The sequence below is a fragment of the Nostoc sp. CALU 546 genome (assembly GCF_048836525.1).
Genome location: NZ_JAWJTF010000070.1, coordinates 1 through 15,701 on the forward strand (window position 1 = coordinate 1; position 15,701 = coordinate 15,701).

General features: G+C 42.0%; 16 protein-coding genes. 7 read left to right on the forward strand and 9 right to left on the reverse strand.

The window, feature by feature from the left end:
• Positions 1 to 482 precede the first annotated feature (482 nt).
• Positions 483 to 1,322, reverse strand: a complete 840-nt coding sequence (locus RRG12_RS27700; RefSeq protein ID WP_420761384.1) for a hypothetical protein — start codon at positions 1,320 to 1,322, stop codon at positions 483 to 485.
• A 61-nt stretch (positions 1,323 to 1,383) separates the two neighbouring features.
• Here RRG12_RS27700 and RRG12_RS27705 point away from each other — a divergent pair, with 61 nt between their 5' ends.
• Together RRG12_RS27705 and RRG12_RS27710 are read left to right on the forward strand one after the other, a co-directional pair.
• On the forward strand, positions 1,384 to 1,962 hold the full coding sequence (locus RRG12_RS27705) for a hypothetical protein (RefSeq protein WP_420761385.1): 579 nt from the start codon (positions 1,384 to 1,386) through the stop codon (positions 1,960 to 1,962).
• Positions 1,963 to 2,091: 129 nt separating this feature from the next.
• Positions 2,092 to 4,746 carry a tetratricopeptide repeat protein gene (locus RRG12_RS27710; protein ID WP_420761386.1) on the forward strand — a complete coding sequence of 885 codons (2,655 nt, stop codon included), beginning with the start codon at positions 2,092 to 2,094 and terminating at the stop codon, positions 4,744 to 4,746.
• 164 nt (positions 4,747 to 4,910) lie between these two features.
• Here the strand turns inward: RRG12_RS27710 and RRG12_RS27715 are convergent, their stop codons facing one another.
• Positions 4,911 to 5,096 (reverse strand): hypothetical protein, encoded by a 186-nt coding sequence (locus tag RRG12_RS27715; RefSeq protein WP_420761387.1) that lies wholly within the window; start codon positions 5,094 to 5,096, stop codon positions 4,911 to 4,913.
• 28 nt (positions 5,097 to 5,124) lie between these two features.
• On the reverse strand, positions 5,125 to 6,786 hold the full coding sequence (locus tag RRG12_RS27720) for an AAA family ATPase (RefSeq protein ID WP_420761388.1): 1,662 nt from the start codon (positions 6,784 to 6,786) through the stop codon (positions 5,125 to 5,127).
• Between the two features lie 323 nt (positions 6,787 to 7,109).
• Between RRG12_RS27720 and RRG12_RS27725 the strand changes: the two genes are divergently transcribed.
• The 3 genes from RRG12_RS27725 (at position 7,110) to RRG12_RS27735 (ending at position 8,848) form a co-directional block, all read left to right on the forward strand.
• A complete protein-coding gene (locus RRG12_RS27725) occupies positions 7,110 to 7,736 on the forward strand; it encodes a primosomal protein (RefSeq protein ID WP_420761389.1) in 627 nt (208 codons plus the stop codon).
• 171 nt (positions 7,737 to 7,907) lie between these two features.
• Positions 7,908 to 8,339 (forward strand): hypothetical protein, encoded by a 432-nt coding sequence (locus RRG12_RS27730; RefSeq protein WP_420761390.1) that lies wholly within the window; start codon positions 7,908 to 7,910, stop codon positions 8,337 to 8,339.
• A gap of 185 nt (positions 8,340 to 8,524) precedes the next feature.
• Positions 8,525 to 8,848: a hypothetical protein gene (locus RRG12_RS27735; protein ID WP_094332201.1), complete on the forward strand. Its 324-nt coding sequence runs from the start codon at positions 8,525 to 8,527 to the stop codon at positions 8,846 to 8,848.
• A 78-nt stretch (positions 8,849 to 8,926) separates the two neighbouring features.
• Here the strand turns inward: RRG12_RS27735 and RRG12_RS27740 are convergent, their stop codons facing one another.
• From RRG12_RS27740 to RRG12_RS27765, 6 genes are all read right to left on the reverse strand, one after another.
• Complete coding sequence (locus RRG12_RS27740; RefSeq protein WP_420761391.1) at positions 8,927 to 9,466, reverse strand: hypothetical protein; 540 nt, start codon at positions 9,464 to 9,466, stop codon at positions 8,927 to 8,929.
• A gap of 152 nt (positions 9,467 to 9,618) precedes the next feature.
• On the reverse strand, positions 9,619 to 10,404 hold the full coding sequence (locus RRG12_RS27745; RefSeq protein WP_420761392.1) for a DUF6753 family protein: 786 nt from the start codon (positions 10,402 to 10,404) through the stop codon (positions 9,619 to 9,621).
• A gap of 19 nt (positions 10,405 to 10,423) precedes the next feature.
• The gene (locus RRG12_RS27750; protein ID WP_420761393.1) at positions 10,424 to 11,194 is read right to left on the reverse strand and encodes a mobilization protein; all 771 of its coding nucleotides are present in this window, start codon (positions 11,192 to 11,194) and stop codon (positions 10,424 to 10,426) included.
• A gap of 45 nt (positions 11,195 to 11,239) precedes the next feature.
• Positions 11,240 to 11,878 carry a hypothetical protein gene (locus tag RRG12_RS27755; protein ID WP_420761394.1) on the reverse strand — a complete coding sequence of 213 codons (639 nt, stop codon included), beginning with the start codon at positions 11,876 to 11,878 and terminating at the stop codon, positions 11,240 to 11,242.
• Positions 11,875 to 13,023 carry a ParM/StbA family protein gene (locus RRG12_RS27760; RefSeq protein ID WP_420761395.1) on the reverse strand — a complete coding sequence of 383 codons (1,149 nt, stop codon included), beginning with the start codon at positions 13,021 to 13,023 and terminating at the stop codon, positions 11,875 to 11,877. The genes RRG12_RS27755 and RRG12_RS27760 overlap by 4 nt, the downstream gene beginning before the upstream one ends.
• Before the next feature lie 278 nt (positions 13,024 to 13,301).
• Positions 13,302 to 13,667 carry a hypothetical protein gene (locus tag RRG12_RS27765; RefSeq protein ID WP_420761396.1) on the reverse strand — a complete coding sequence of 122 codons (366 nt, stop codon included), beginning with the start codon at positions 13,665 to 13,667 and terminating at the stop codon, positions 13,302 to 13,304.
• A gap of 94 nt (positions 13,668 to 13,761) precedes the next feature.
• Between RRG12_RS27765 and RRG12_RS27770 the strand changes: the two genes are divergently transcribed.
• A complete protein-coding gene (locus RRG12_RS27770) occupies positions 13,762 to 14,136 on the forward strand; it encodes a plasmid mobilization protein (protein ID WP_420761397.1) in 375 nt (124 codons plus the stop codon).
• Positions 14,133 to 15,638, forward strand: coding sequence for a relaxase/mobilization nuclease domain-containing protein (locus RRG12_RS27775; RefSeq protein ID WP_420761398.1), 1,506 nt, complete (start codon positions 14,133 to 14,135; stop codon positions 15,636 to 15,638). The genes RRG12_RS27770 and RRG12_RS27775 overlap by 4 nt, the downstream gene beginning before the upstream one ends.
• Positions 15,639 to 15,701 lie beyond the last annotated feature (63 nt).

Consider the following 15,701-nt stretch of genomic DNA (forward strand, 5'->3'; position numbering starts at 1 on the left):
AGCAACGCGATTTTGTGAGGTGCTGAAACCTGCGACGTATATAGGTTGTTTCAGGATGCGATCGCAACTTAAAAACCAGGTTTTGTTGACAATATAGGGATGTAATTGAGAACTTAACCCCGATCTCACTTTTTCGCGTTGCTCCCTCTTTTGGTCGCCTTTTGTATTAATAGGCGATGGGCGGTAGGATGGTTCGGGCGATGGCGTAGCCCGTCGTAAGCGATCGCATCATCGTAGTGTGCTGTGCCAGAGACGCAGGTGAAAATTTAGAGAGGCTAATACAGACATAGGATGTAGCTTAGGGTGTTAATTGTAGACATGGGTGGTGACTATATAGTGTTGCAGTCCGAGCTAAGTACAGTTAAGGTCAAATCTTCGACTGAATTGTGATAACTAATAACTGTTTAATAGCTTTAAGATTTAATGTTTTTAAGGGAAGCGAGCGGTTGAATATTATGTACTTTTTGTTACTTAATGCTGCTCTATATTTGAGGATGACTGAGAATTAGCAATTGTACTCGACCATCACCTGTATTAACTGCTAAGACTGGCGGACGCTGGTTAGATTTGGCATCAGGGGACATTGCAGGGAAAAGATAAACCCAGTTTTCATTTTCAATCAACAATCGCCAAATAATCGGTTGCTTGGGATTGGTAGTATCATTTGTTTCTCGCGTAAAAATCTTTTTGAACTGTTGAACATCGCCAATGATGCGGGAACCCTTCAGCGTCGGGTCGATTAATAGGTCATCTAAGTTACGCCCTAAAGCGAGTTTATCGCTAGGGCTAACAAGGGTGACAATGGGTCTTGTGGAAGTATGATTTACTGCATCACGGAAAGCGTCAGCAGTTCCCTGGTAGCGTCCTAACCAAAACAGGGCAGCAAAAATCCAGGCGACGATAATCATTTCATGGCGTAAGGACTGGTGTATAAGCTGGGCAAGGGAACGCAACAGCTTAAACAAGGGAAATTCATGGATTTTTTGGGTAATTATAGTTAATTTTGTCGTAATTAGATGATTTTGAGTAGTTCGCAGGGGTGAAATCAGCCAGAGAGTAATTTTAATTAAGAGTATTGTTAAAAATAAAGCCAAAAGAGAGCGCAATAAGTTCAGAAAATTACCTAGTAGGACTTGTATCGGTACTAAAAGGAATGATTCCTGTGGAAGACTCAAGGTGTTGAGTTCGAGTTGAAAGAAGCCAAAATAAGCCCAGCGATATATCCAGCCTAGAAAGTAAATAAAAAGACTTAAAACGCCGATGAGTCCGGCAAAGTTAGTGAGGATGTTGGGATCGGGCGAAACTTGAGATTGTGAAGGCATTTTTAGGAATTCAGAGTAACTAAAGTGTATCTAGAAATAGTATCTTGTACCCCCAAAAACGATGAAAACGTTAATAAATAGATTATCCTTTGCCTTGGTTGTCGTTTTAGCTGTAACAGTTGCCAATATACCAGCAGTCAGGGGGACAATTGAAATTGCTCAATCACAGAAGGCTGTAAATAACAAGCCGATAGATTTGGCATTACCGACAAGGGCGCAGGTGTTGCTGAAAAATGGGAATTCTCTGACTGGAGGAGTAACAGGGTTTGACTCGAAAGGGAGAACAATTAAGTTTTCCCACAGTGGTGATTCTCGCTCATTTCCGGTAGCTGAGGTTAAGCAAATAATTTTCAGCAAAAATAAGGATGCGTTAGTTTATACCAGCACAGGGGAGGTAGTAATTCGGGGTGAGAATAACGCTCAGTCAAAGCAACGCAGTTGGTCGGGGATTCCACTGGAGGGGTTTAAATTGGTCGAACCGAAATATGGACAAGCTTCAGTAAACTTGGCAACAGTGAAGACACAGAAAGAATTGCGGCAAATTCAGTCGGTGGCGGTGAAGAGTTTATACGTAGTAGATGAGATAGAGTTTACATCTGGTGGGAAGATGACGATTAAGGTAACGCCGATTGACCGTTAAGTTTCCAAAGTCGGGTGTGTTATGCATTAAATAAAGTCCTAATGCACCTTAATGAGTCTTTGAGCATGATTATTTGTCCGATGAATTAGCAACGCCCAAAAATCAAACCGGATGATTGTATTGATGCCAATGTCAAGGAAGTTAATATCTTTATCGAAGCTTACCCAATCCAGCCTTTTGGTAGTTTTGAGCTTACTGTTATTAACGAAATTAGTTGCTGCTAGTCCAGCAATGAGGAGAGAAGAAATAGCACAACAGCCAAGTGCAACGCAAGATGCAACTCGTGCTGCTGCTCAACGAGCATTTGATCAAGGAGTTGAATTATACCAACAAGGAACAGCAGACTCATTGCAACAGGCAATTAAGAAATGGGAGGAGGCTTTATCGCTGTATCGGCTGGTGGATGATAAGAAAGGTGAAGCTATCTCACTCCTTGGCATCGGTCGTATCTACGATGCATTAGGAGAAAAGGAAAAGGTACTGTCATATTACAACCAGGCTCTACTATTATATCGTGCAAAGGAAGATCGGGGTGGGGAAGCCACAACTCTCAATAATATCGGTCTTGTCTACTCCGCTTTAGGAGAAAACGAAAAGGCACTGTCATATTACAACCAGGCTCTACTCTTAATTCGTGCAGTGGGGGATCGAGGTGGGGAAGCCAGAACTCTCAATAACATCGGTGCTGTCTACTCCGTTTTAGGAGAAAAGGAAAAGGCACTGTCATATTACAAGGAGGCTCAACCCTTATATCGTGCAGTGGGGGATCGAGGTGGGGAAGCTGCCACTCTCAATAATATCGGTCTTGTCTACGATGCTTTAGGAAAAAAGGAGAAGGCACTGTCATATTACAAGAAGGCTTTACCCTTACTTCGTGCAGTGGGAGATCGGGGTGGGGAAGCCACAACTCTCAATAATATCGGTGCTGTCTACGATGCATTAGGAGAAAAGGAAAAGGCACTGTCATATTACAAGGAGGCTCTACCTTTAAATCGTGCAGTGGGGGATCGAGGTGGGGAAGCCGGAACTCTCAATAATATCGGTGCTGTCTACGATGCATTAGGAGAAAAGGAAAAGGCACTGTCATATTACAAGGAGGCTCTACCTTTAAATCGTGCAGTGGGGGATCGAAGTGGGGAAGCCACAACTCTCAATAATATCGGTTTTGTCTACGATGCATTAGGAGAAAAGGAAAAGGCACTGTTATATTACAAGGAGGCTCTACCTTTAAGTCGTGCAGTGAGGGATCGTGGTGGGGAAGCCTCAACTCTCAGCAATATGGGTATTGTTTACCGAGATACTAAGCAGCCTATTAAAGCCATCAAAAATTTAGAGCAATCTGTTTCCATTAGCTTACAACTTCGTAACGCTGTCGGGCGAGAAAATCGCAAAACCTTTTTAGAAAGTGAAAGAGGTGCGGCAGTTGCCTTGGTTGATTTACTTATCGAGCAAAACCAGCCTGAACGCGCTTTTGAATTGGCAAATCTTGCAACTGTAGCCGACTTAGCGGATTATTCTCGGCTTGTGAATGCCAAAGTTGCGAACCCAGAAGCACAAAAAGCACTTGAGGAGTGGAATCAAAAAAACATTCAATTGGAAAGTCTGCGAAAGAATTTGCAAGAAAAGTTTTCGCCAGAACTATCTCAACGAGTTAATCAACTACAAGAAGAACTGAATCAGGAAGCTGAAAACGTTAGAAATCGCTTTCTGGAAATAGCAGATTTGTTTGAAACCAAACCGACCGATATTGCTCAACTACGAGCTAGTATTCCAGTCAGTACAATAGTAATTCAGCCTGTGCTGTTGACCAACATTAAAAATGTCACCGACACAATCGCTTTGTTTGTGTTAACTAGAGACAAACTAACTGTGAAGAAAATACCTATTGACCCAGCTAAATTTAATGTTCTTCTGACACAAGCTTACGCAAAACTGACTAACTATAAAGATGATGAATACCTTGAGAATTTAGAAAAACTCTACAACCTAATAATTCGCCCCATTGAAGCAGAAATTGAAGCCAGCCAACCCAAACAACTCAGCTTTATTGCTACTGGCAAACTGCGCTATATTCCTTTTGAAGCACTTTCCGACAGTAAAACTGACCAATATCTAATTCAAAAATATCCCATCAGCTACTTGACTCGCCTTTCGACTCGTTCGCTGCAAGCGAAAACAGCACCAACCCCGGCATCGGCTAGAAAAGTGCTGGCATTTGGCAATCCGATAGCCAAACCACCCTTGGAGCTAAAGGGAGCAGAAGCAGAGGTAAAAAGTATTATCTCGATTTTCCCTGGTAGTGAACAATTTATTAATAGTAAGGCCACCCTTGATACTTTCAAAACCCAATCGCCGCGCTTTCCGATTCTGCACTTAGCAACGCATGGCTGTTTCCAAAAAGGTGGCTGTCGTAATTTGGGATTAGAAGAGAATACTTTGCTGTTTGCTGACCAAAGGTTAAATATAAGAGATGCGGCTTTATTGGGACTAGAAAATACGGAATTAATTACCTTGAGTGCTTGTCAAACAGGTTTACAAACCGAATCCAATGGTGAAGAGATTTCTGGGTTAGCCTACCTGTTTGAACGTGCAGGCAGTAAAGCTGTAATTGCGAGTCTGTGGAGTGCAGATGACAAAACAACAAAAGAAATCATGGTGGAATTTTACCAGAATATAAAGCAGGGCATGAACAAGGATGAAGCATTGCGTCAGGCAAAATTGAGTCAGATTGATAGTCATCCTTTCTTTTGGTCGCCTTTTGTATTAATAGGCGATGGGCGGTAGGACAATACCGTTCGGTTAAGACATCTCTTCGGGGTACAGCCGGGATACTGACTAGGTGAGCAGCGCAGCCTCACCTTTTATACTCGATAATAATTGTAGGCAATGGGGCAATTATCGAGATTGTACAGCTTGAACAATAAAATATTTCGTACTGGGAGTAGGCATCACCGTGGTCGGGTAGCGGGATTATAGCGATATAGTCCTGCTACCCGACCACGGTGATGCCAAGTTAGAGAGCTGTTCACCCAGACATTTTGGTTGTAATAAAAATTACCACGTTGTTCTAATGTAAACCTACCCAGCAATAATCCCAACCATACTTCTACCATCGGCATTTTAAAATCCGACACAAGCTGAATTTCAAAAATTCCACTCATATCACCCAAATAACTCCCGATGCTGATAAGCAAATCGAGAGACATCCAGACTAGCCACAGGTTTAGCATAAATAGCCTGATTGCGAATTGCCTGTATCTGTTCTGACTCTCGCTCCATAGCTGGTGTGAATTCTTGTCGCTGTTTCAGCAAATCCTCAAACTCAATTTCCCCAGGTCTACCTTGATAAAAAGCCTCCTCAGCACAACGACGGACTGCATTACCAATTTCTGCTGGACTGCAAATGCGATATTCAGCCAACAGTCTACGCCATTGATCATCACTCCAAGGTGAGTTATTGTCTCGAAAAGCTGGAAAATACTTAGCTAGATGTAGATTGAAAACTTCATATCTTGCCCCTTCATGGGGTAAATCCACAAAAAAGATATCATCAAAACGGCGCACTAATTCCGCAGGTAGCATTGACAAGCGATTGACAGTAGCAATGGTATAAACTGGCTCTTGATGCTCTTGCATCCAAGTCAACAAAGCAGCAGATAGCCGCCGTGCCACACCTCCATCTGCATTGGAGTCCCAGCCAGCAAAGCCTTTATCAAAGTCGTCCCAGTAGAGTACACAGGGAGAAAGGGAAGTCACCAAAGCAATAAACTCCTTTAATGCTCTGTCGGGATGAGGATCGCTCAGTAGTACACCCCAATTAGCTGCTAACAGTGGCAATCCCATTTTCTTAGCTGCTAACTTGGCAGAAAGACTTTTACCAGTACCCGGTGGCCCCCATAAGAGCATTCCAGTGGGAAACCTCAATCCATATTGCTTTGCTTGAGGTTGAAGTAGACAGGTAATAGTTTCCAACCTTTTCTCCAGTAAATCTAATCCCCCGGCTGAAGGTACATCCGGTTGAGCAATGTACTCTAAACCCCGACCCCGCAATTTGCTAACTTTATGCTCTAGTACTAATTGAGCGATTTTCTCAAGCTGCTCTGTAAAACTCAGAGATTGCCGTAATAGCATATTTATCTCGCCTATGGGTAAACCCTGACAGGCACGAAAGAGCAATTGCAGTGCTGATGTTTTTTCTGTTGTCTTTAACCAAGAATTGCGATCGGCTACAGCGCGGCGATCGCGATAGCGAAGCGCTGCTGCTTTCAGCAGATCGCACTCTGCAAACTGCTGAAGCCGGGGATGGCTACTTCCAACCCAGGCATCACAAAACTGCTCCACAACCATCTGCACCTGCTGTTGGTCTGGAAGTGGATTTGACAGTATAGGAATAAAAGGCTGTAATTCTAGAGGTAGTTGAATGTAAGTTTCCAATAACACCCAGTAATGACGTTGTTGACTCCAGAGAGCTTGATGACAGCCATTGAGTAATTGATAGCTACATTTTTGACTTATTTTGCTAGTATCACCCTCATTTAGCATTCCCTCCAGTAAATAAATACCCGATTGATATTCCTCCAGAAGATACTGAATAATGTCCCCGTCTTTACCTCTGTCAGTTGACTGCAAGATGTACTGACCTTGATGCTGAATTAATTGCTGTAGTCCACAGTAACCAGGATTCCAGACAAAGACTGACAAAGACCGCTCCTCACCCCAATGGTAAAACTGCTGTAATATCTGCATTCTGTCAGGCGTATGATACTCCACAGCCACAATTGGAGTATTTTGGTTAGCTAGAGCAGGCCAGTCTGTCAACTTCATAAATCTGACTTCAACAACTTACTTTTCCCTTTTAGAGCAAATTTATTACTGATGCTTTAGCCACACGGATAATTATTACTAACGGATTGGCTATATTTCTTGTGTGAAGAGCGATGGCTACGCCCGCCGCAGGCATCGCCTCCAGTACAGTGTTAATTTCGGAAACTGCTCCTAGTCCGCTTCTTTATCTCTTAAAAGCATAAATTTGTCGCAGCAAAGACAGGTTTTAAATCGCAAAAAAATGAAATTAAAATGAAATGGATGTGAAAGCCGCGATTGCGGCAAGGAGGTGAAAAATTTACTTCATTAAAGGAAGTTGTAAAATGGCTATCGCTAAAGCTAGAACCAATAACAATCGCAACGCAGTTAATGCTAAAACATCTGCCAAAACCAATGGCACATCCGCTACAACTAAATCAAAGGTAGCGAATGCTTCACCACAAGAAGAAGCATTCGCATTGTTGAAGGAGTTGCGGAACCTAATCTTCAAAGAATACGGCGTTAAATTACAACTACGCGATTCCCGTGTTTCCACAAAAATCGGTCATGCAGCCCGTGAAAAACTCGGACTTGATATTGCAGCCCAAGTCAAAAAGAAAGGTGGTAACAAAAAGTTTGATTGGCAAAAATGGAATACCAAATTATTTACTAAATTGTTTGGACAACCAGATGCACTCAAATATGCACCAGAAGTAGTGGCAATTTTCATGAGTATGCTGTATGACACTATCAGCACTGACCCAGAGCAAGCAATAACAGATTTAGTTGAATTCAACCGCGCATCTCTGGAACGTCGTAATTCTTTCCAAGAACAAGAAGAGGAAGAACTTGACGATTTAGATGACGAACTGGACGAAGACCTGGATGAAGATGAGGAGGATATCGAAGATGAATTAGACGAAGATTTAGATGAAGATGACGAATTAGATGAAGAAGATGAAGACGAGTAAATAACTCAGACTTATTCTCAGTAATTGACAGAATAATAACCCAAAATAACCTGTATTGCCTCAAACAATACAGGTTATTTTTTTGCCGAATAAAGAATTTAAATTGGAGCGAATTGCATCTTCCGATGCTGTTTATATGAGAAAAATACTAAATATCAAGGAGTAATTCTCATGGTTAACGCTAACGTTCGCAAAACTGCTAAAGCATCACGTAAAATTGAAAGGCATATTCCTGCTTTAGAACGAGTAATGACTTATCAGGAAAAAGTACACCTGATGGTAATTGAAGTATTGCGGGAAGAATCAGGAAGAGAATTAGCAGCAGCAGCCAGATTTAACGGACAAGAGTTTGATTGGGACAAACACAATTCCCAATTCCGTAAGGACTATGTAAATACACCATTAAAAGAACTGGGGAATTATGCCCGCAAACTTTACGGCTTGAATAATCTTGATGAAATACGAGATAGACGTGCTTCTCATAAAGCTGCTCGGTCTAAACGCATGGATGGACTCAATGGTTTAAGTAGCAACTCTGATGACTTGACAAATGACGATTTTGAACAAGATGAAAATGACGAAGATGTAGAAATCGACGATTAATTACAATGCCCTGAATTATCTAATTCGGGGCATTCTATTTCCCGCCCACCCGCATCCAACAAACAGAATTGAATGCAGCGATTGCTGCTGAATTCAAGAGATTTAAAAGTGAACTATAACTCAGAAGGCATCTGTCGATGCTATTTAGCTGAGATGTAGTAATTCGTTAATCAAAGGATAATCAAATGACTCAAATGACTCGTAATCAGCAACAAACAAAAGCGTTGGATCAAGTAATAGGATATCAGGATAAAGTGCGATTAATGGTACTGGAAGTTTTACGTGAGGAATCAGGCAGAGAACTTGCTGCTCAAGCACGTTTTAATCAGCAAGAATTTGATTGGAACGAACATAACATTCAGTTTCGCCAGGATTATAGCGAAACTCCCATCAATGAACTACTAGCATACGCCAAACGTCTGTATGGACTCAAAGATTTGGATGCAGTACGGGAGCGGCGCAAAGCTCATAAACAACAACGTACAGCTAGATGGGCTGAAGCTTCTTAATTACCTGCTGGTTGTCACAGCAGCCCCACTAAAATGTGGGGTAACTTTTTTGCCCACCCACCCTCAACCGTAAAAGCTTTATTTTACCGAAGATGCAGCTTCGCACCCCACCCCACCAAATGTTGTAATTGTCCGACTGGAAAGTTTACTAGTCATTAACTCATCAATCTGCTGGTTTGAAAGTTGAGTTGGCTTGACTTCGACTGTAGGTGCAGTTTCTCCCCTGTTGACTTGAATAATGGAATTAGCCCAATAAAACTGCTGTTGAGAAGGTTGTGAATAAACAGGATAACAGCCTTTCGAGGCGATCGCTAGTTTATGCTCTACGCTAGAAACTGATGGTAGAGAAATACCAGCACGAACTAATTTTGCCTCTCCTACTGGGCCCCACAAGCGTAATTGTTGATTGACACAACGTTTTCCATCCTTGAGAGGGGCAATAATGTTGCCACAAACTTTAACATCCACATCATACATCGGCGGATAATCAGGCACAGTTGGAGCTTGAGTCGTATTCCTCTCATCCTTGCCACTGACATTTACAGTAGTAGGGGTACAAGCTGTAACTATACCTCCTATTACCAGCAGCCAAAGCCACTTAACTTTGCAGGTAAACATCTGCTGAATCCTCTTCTACGATTGAGAAATTGACAACTAATTTTTTAACTTAAACCCCGTCCATTTTGAAACCTGGAGTTTTTAAGGAGAGTGTATTATTCTGGCGTGGCTTGAGTTCTGAGCTTTACTCTGATTCCAAAAAACTATGGTTTTCAAGGTTGACGCGGTTTAGATACAAACTGGCGTTGATTACTAGGTGATGTCCATAACGTGCAGAACCCAGATGAGGCTTTTCTGTTACTTGCTCCAATTTCCAGTGTTACCCCCAAACGCTTGACATCTTTAGCACAAGTAAGTTGACCGTTTTGGTCACGACTCAGCAAATCTTGGTTCCATTGCATTAGGTTGTGAGCAAACTTACCTTCATTACTGGTTGCCCATTCCAAAGCATTGGCTTGTGCTTGTGTGAGTTGGCGTGGCCCAGCAGGATCTAGATGACTAGATTGATACCAGGACATTCCACCTACACTTACTAGTCCGCCTACTCCAGCTGCAATTAATAGCAGTATTCCCGCAGCAATTAAAGAGGGAACCGAATGAATAGCACGCTCAAATTCAGTACGCCTAATTAATGCCGCCACTGACTGAGCAATCGCTTTTTGCTGGCCTTTTACTGCTGCCTTTTCATATGTCTGGAGATGATCATAAAGCTGCGTTTGCCACAGGTCAAACATTGCTTCCATTTCTTTGGGATTGTCTTCCAACAGTACTTGTAGCCTACCAGTAGCAATCATCATCAGAAATGCTGGGTCATCAGGGTCAAGTCCGGTTTGGACTACTATTTCCCAAACCCTAGCTTTAAATGAATCATCTTTACCTCGAATGGCTAAATCTAGTAAAGTTGGGTAAGGAATTTGGCTCAGTCCTTTACCTCTAGCAGCTACTGAATCCAAAAATTCATCGTCTAAATCGAGTTCTTCAATGTGAGAATTACTCATATCTGTATTTGCTTTTAGATTACTTCTTGGTAGCAACTTTGCCGTTGACATTAGCATCATCAACTTTTTCTGTTGGGGAAGTAATTGAAGCTGCTGGAAGGTTCCAAACTTTAGCTTTCTCAATTTCCTCAGAAGCTTTTTTGATAAAATTGTGTAATCGCTGCTTACCCAATACGCCTAACTCTCCATAATCTCTAGCCGCAGAAAAATTTATCTGATTGGCATCAAGGATATCCCGCTCTCGATAGCTGAACTTGGGAAAATTGATGACAGCTACTTTATGAGCTTTGATTAAATCCTGTAAATTCTTACGTCCATCTACATGTTTCCAGTCATCGCATAAACCATAATTGCGTACAAATATATGCTTAATCTTGTTCTCAAAGCGTTCGAGAGATTGCATAAATAATTGAACACTGTCATATCCACCACTACAAACAAACCATTTGTATATTTTGACCTTATTTTTCCCAGTAAGTTCTAGGATTTGATTACGCTCAATCCAATCAGTTACTGCTGGGTATACTTGAGCAGGTAAATTGACAATGACAGAAGTTGTTAGCGCTAAATTAAAAATTTCATCAGCATCGTAAGCTTTACGCTCTGATTCGCTAAAAACTGCTATTTTATGATTGTCTGGGTAAAATGCGCCCACATCTGGATTACTTTGGTCTGCTTCTACCAATTCATAAGAGAGTTTGTTGTCAATGCAGTATTGCACCATAACCCGTGCAAACAAAGACTTGCCAACTCCACCTTTTTCACCATCAATGAAGTGAATTGCTGCCATCTGAAATCTCCTTTGTGATTTGACTAAATGTGCATTAATAAATACTTAAATATTCTCAAACATATCGTCTGTTTCATCATAGAAAGACCCCTCACCAGGAATGAAGGAATCAGAATCTATTTTGTGTTTTGGCTGGTTGTCACTCTTACTACTGCCATTGCCTTTACTTTTAGCTTTAGCGCTAGCATTACTATCATTTTCATCATCAATACCACCGCTATTACCAATTTCTAGCCCGAACATAGTAGCAAGCGTCTGAGGATTGGTCATAGTGCTGAGAGGTACAGGCAAAACATCACTTGATTTATGTGGTAATCCTAGTTCCATTCGCAAATAGGCCAAATGTTGCTCCAGGGCATGACAACAAATTAACCCTACCTGACGCACCTCTTTATCACTAATTTCTACATCCGTATTTGCTTGAGCTTGATATGCTAAAGGCAACCAACACATTCGTAATGCCTGTAATACCATCTCTTTGCTAGTACTAACTCCATTTCCTTTTTGCAAATATATAATTAGCTTTGCATCAACAGTATTTGAGTAAGCACGAAGCCGAAGAGTCAAATTTTTATATTGTCTTTGTCTGTCAGTATCAGTTCGTTCAGACAGTCTGCGACTACCGCTACTATTGGGCTGTCTATTATTGTCATTATTTTTGGGTTGTTTTTTATTTGTAGTCATGCTACCTTCTCGATTTGCGCTCTAAACCGCATAAACAAACCAAACGCATCAATCAACCTAAACGACAAAGCTTCCTGTTCCCGGAAAGTATGGCAATAATCATTACTTTTATCCTTGAATACTTCTTGTACCTGTTGCTGTAAGTCAGCACCCCAATAAGTGGAAATTTCTTGAAAGCAGTCTTGTAACTCTTGCTCTAAGTACAATGCTGCGCCACCACTCAAAATCACCTCGTTCACCGCAGGTAAAGTTGATTCCAGCCAATCGTAAAGCCTAGACCAATACTCAGCTTTAGCAGTAGCAATGGCATTAACAATCATCTGCAATTCATAATCAATATTTTTAGGTTCTCTGCTTTTGACCAGAGTGCGAATTGCTTGGTTATCAGTCGTGATATCTGAACCGGCTGCATAGATGGCAGAGGTCAAAGCAGTGGCATCTTGTCCAGATGTGCGCTCAATTACTCGCTTTACCATTTGGTGAAAGCCCAGCCCATTAGTGTAACCCGCCGTCATCTTGCCCCGTTCAAATAATAGAAGACTGGTATTGCGATGACCGAACATTAGCACTGCAATGGTTTGGGCATTGAACCATTCTTTACCATTCTGGCGTTGGCGAATCATTGCTAATCCTGCACCTTCGGGTAAGCACTCGAATCGCTCCAGTTTCACCCGCAACCTTTGACCCCGAAACCTAAAATCCTTGAGTGCAGACTGCAATTGTTGCTCAAATGCTTGGCGGTTTTGATATTCACCATAGGGCAGTAGTGAAGTAAGTGATAGTGAAAACCTGTTAGGCAATTTGTTGTGTTGAGCGATCGCACCAATAACCGCTAGGGCTTTGTGAATTGAGGTTTCGTACTTGAGCTTATCGAGTCTGGCAGATGCTGAAAACTGCCGTGCCAGGAATCCAACTACCGTACATTGTGTATCACCATCCGCAGAACTTGACACCCAAGCTTCATCTGCTGGTTTAGGAGATTCCAAACCCTTGCGACTCGACATATAAGCGTCAATCGAACTTTGAGGCAACTTCAGCATTTCTGGTTCCATTGTCATCAAACATGGTTTGCCTTCAGTTGCTAGTTCGTAAACAATCTTGGTCAAGGAAGCACCAGGGTCAAAACTGACTATCAAGTTTGACATTGACTGTGGTTCACCTAAAAGCTTTCCTTTAAGTTAAGTGCAAATAGAAATCATGCCAATCTACCCACTGACCATTTTTATAAGGCGAAAAATTAGCTCATTGGTTATTTTTTTGCTGCATTTTCTCAAGTAGTTATCTTTATGCTATTGAATTCTATTCAAAAATACGCCACTCAAATGCCAATTCAACGCCACTTAAGCGTCACTTGAGCGCCAATTCAATCCCAATTGAGCGCCAATTCAACGCCACTGCATACATTATGTATATATTGTTCTTATCAAGAACTAAGCTTATTGACAATAAAATGGTCAAAAAATGCCAATTCAGTGCCGCTTAAATGCCAACTCAATGCCACTGATGTTTTTAATTTGAGTAGCCCAAAAAAACCTTTGGTGAGTAGCAAGCTATGTTGCTGTCCGGACATTTTTTCTGGGGAGAAAAAACGCACCCCCCAGGTGCGGCAACAAACTTGCCCTCCTTTCACGGTTCCCCTACCTAAGTAGGTCAACCACCGTGACAGAGGGGAAGATGATACGAAAATTCTCTCTAGGAGTTCAGCCTGGAAAATTTCTGCAAGGTTTGGGCGGATTAGCTTTTTAATTGCACGATGGGCTACGCCTTGCCGTAGGCGATCGCATTCCACTATCTTGCGCCGCCTCTTGGTATTGATCCAGAATCGTAAGTAACCGCTTGGTCAATGACAAATGATAGTGCAGTCGTCAAACTTAAAACAGCTAATGACTAATGCATCAATAATGCGACAGAAACGCTCACACAGGATAGACATTAGACTGACTTTGGCAGAATACGAGACAGCACAGCTAATGGCAGATGAAAATAATCTCACTATGAGTGAGTTGTTTCGTGCCAAGACTCTGAAAAATAGATTGCCCAGGCGTGTCACCAAAGTAGCAGGCCAAACTTACTGGGAGTTGGGGAAAATAGGTAACAACCTCAACCAAATAGCTAAAGCAATCAATACTTCAGTACTCATGGGAGAGCCTGTGGTCGTAGATAGAGCATTGTTGTCACAGGTAAGAGATTTGGTGAAACAGGTACGGCGAGAGATTGCTGAAATTGATTTAATTACTGATTTACAAGATGAAGGATGATTGGTAAGCACATCAAAGGTAAAAGTTTCCGGGGACTGCTAAACTACCTCTTTGGCAAAGATGGAGCAAGACAAATCGGTGGGAATATGGAAGGAACAAACCCACGGGAATTAGCAGCTGAATTTGGTATATCTCGAAGATTAAACCCGAAGGTGAGCAGGGCTGTTTATCACGCTTGTCTCAGTTTGGCCCACAAAGAGAGTTTAGATGATGATACTTGGGATGAAATCGCCCAGAAGTATCTGCAAGCAATGGGTTTTGATATGAACCAATATGTCGTAGTGCGGCATACTGACCGGACTCATGAACACATACATATTGCTGCCAGTCGCATTCAATTAGATGGCACTACAGTTTCTGATAGCTGGGACGATCGCAGAAGTGAAGCGGTAATTCGCAAGTTGGAGCAGGAATACAATTTGCAATCGGTGCAACCAAGTTGGGAAAAAGATAAGCATAGTCCAACTACTGGCGAACGTAGGCACATTGCCAGAACTGGAGAGGAAAGCGTTAGAGTCAGACTTCAGCGATCGCTCGACCAAGCAACACACGATCATCCCACTATGCCAGAGTTAATAGAGCGAACGCAACAACAAGGTATTAATGTCCGTGTTGGTTATACTCGCACAGGCATTGTCAAAGGCATTAGTTATCAACTTGATGGTGTGGCTTTTAGTGGTACGCATCTGGGTAAAGCATATACCTTTCCTGGTTTACAAAAGCATCGAGGTGTAAACTACAGTCCCAAGTGGGATGACAAACGCATCCAAAAACTGATGGAGCAAGCTGTTGAAAATTCTACACCAGCAGTGCCTTCAAAACAGGATGACAAACGTATCCAGAAACTTATAGAACAAGCTGTTGAAAATCCCACGCCAGCAGTTACTCAAACAAACTCCTTGCCTATACCAGAACCAACAAACTGGGAGCAAATACGCCTAAAGTTAAGCCAGCAGTACAATTTACCCAATTCTCTGCTCACAGAACTGTATGAAAAGGGTTGGCTCTATGCAAGTCAAACAGGTCAAGCAATATTTGTGGAACGCACGCTCGATGATCTTCCAACTCTTGCCAAGCAGCTAGAACCAACAGGTAACTTCACCGCCATTCCCCTGAACTCTGAACCGACAAAAAAAGGTAGTTTTTGGATTGCTACAGATGCCACAGTAGAAAGAGCAGTGCTACTAAGTGACCCGATTGAAGTTCTCTCTGTCATTGCCTTAGAATCAACTGTTGACAAAGAAAAGCGCAAACCTACATTGTATTGGAGTGTAGGCGATAGCGAGCAAATACCTCTAGAATTTTTGCGATCGCTCGATACAGTGGTCATCGCTTTTAAAGATAATGAGAAATTTGAGAACTTGATAGCTGAGATACTGGCTGAACTACCTCAATCTAAACAAGTTTCTCCAGGTCAAATAGGTTGGAATGGAATGTTAACCCTGAGCAAACTGCAACTCAGAAAGAGTGAATTACCACAGCCACAAAGGTGGGAACTTTAGCAAATTCATAGTTATCTTTGACAAGCAAGACAAAATTATTTGTTCTGCATAAAAAACACGACA

Excerpts from the sequence above, each read along its gene's own strand:
- RRG12_RS27700 (WP_420761384.1), bottom strand. The coding sequence starts at position 1,322 with ATGCCTTCACAATCTCAAGTTTCGCCCGATCCCAACATCCTCACTAAC.
- RRG12_RS27705 (WP_420761385.1), top strand. The coding sequence starts at position 1,384 with ATGAAAACGTTAATAAATAGATTATCCTTTGCCTTGGTTGTCGTTTTA.
- RRG12_RS27710 (WP_420761386.1), top strand. The coding sequence starts at position 2,092 with ATGTCAAGGAAGTTAATATCTTTATCGAAGCTTACCCAATCCAGCCTT.
- RRG12_RS27720 (WP_420761388.1), bottom strand. The coding sequence starts at position 6,786 with ATGAAGTTGACAGACTGGCCTGCTCTAGCTAACCAAAATACTCCAATT.
- RRG12_RS27725 (WP_420761389.1), top strand. The coding sequence starts at position 7,110 with ATGGCTATCGCTAAAGCTAGAACCAATAACAATCGCAACGCAGTTAAT.
- RRG12_RS27730 (WP_420761390.1), top strand. The coding sequence starts at position 7,908 with ATGGTTAACGCTAACGTTCGCAAAACTGCTAAAGCATCACGTAAAATT.
- RRG12_RS27735 (WP_094332201.1), top strand. The coding sequence starts at position 8,525 with ATGACTCAAATGACTCGTAATCAGCAACAAACAAAAGCGTTGGATCAA.
- RRG12_RS27740 (WP_420761391.1), bottom strand. The coding sequence starts at position 9,466 with ATGTTTACCTGCAAAGTTAAGTGGCTTTGGCTGCTGGTAATAGGAGGT.
- RRG12_RS27745 (WP_420761392.1), bottom strand. The coding sequence starts at position 10,404 with ATGAGTAATTCTCACATTGAAGAACTCGATTTAGACGATGAATTTTTG.
- RRG12_RS27750 (WP_420761393.1), bottom strand. The coding sequence starts at position 11,194 with ATGGCAGCAATTCACTTCATTGATGGTGAAAAAGGTGGAGTTGGCAAG.
- RRG12_RS27755 (WP_420761394.1), bottom strand. The coding sequence starts at position 11,878 with ATGACTACAAATAAAAAACAACCCAAAAATAATGACAATAATAGACAG.
- RRG12_RS27760 (WP_420761395.1), bottom strand. The coding sequence starts at position 13,023 with ATGTCAAACTTGATAGTCAGTTTTGACCCTGGTGCTTCCTTGACCAAG.
- RRG12_RS27770 (WP_420761397.1), top strand. The coding sequence starts at position 13,762 with ATGACTAATGCATCAATAATGCGACAGAAACGCTCACACAGGATAGAC.
- RRG12_RS27775 (WP_420761398.1), top strand. The coding sequence starts at position 14,133 with ATGATTGGTAAGCACATCAAAGGTAAAAGTTTCCGGGGACTGCTAAAC.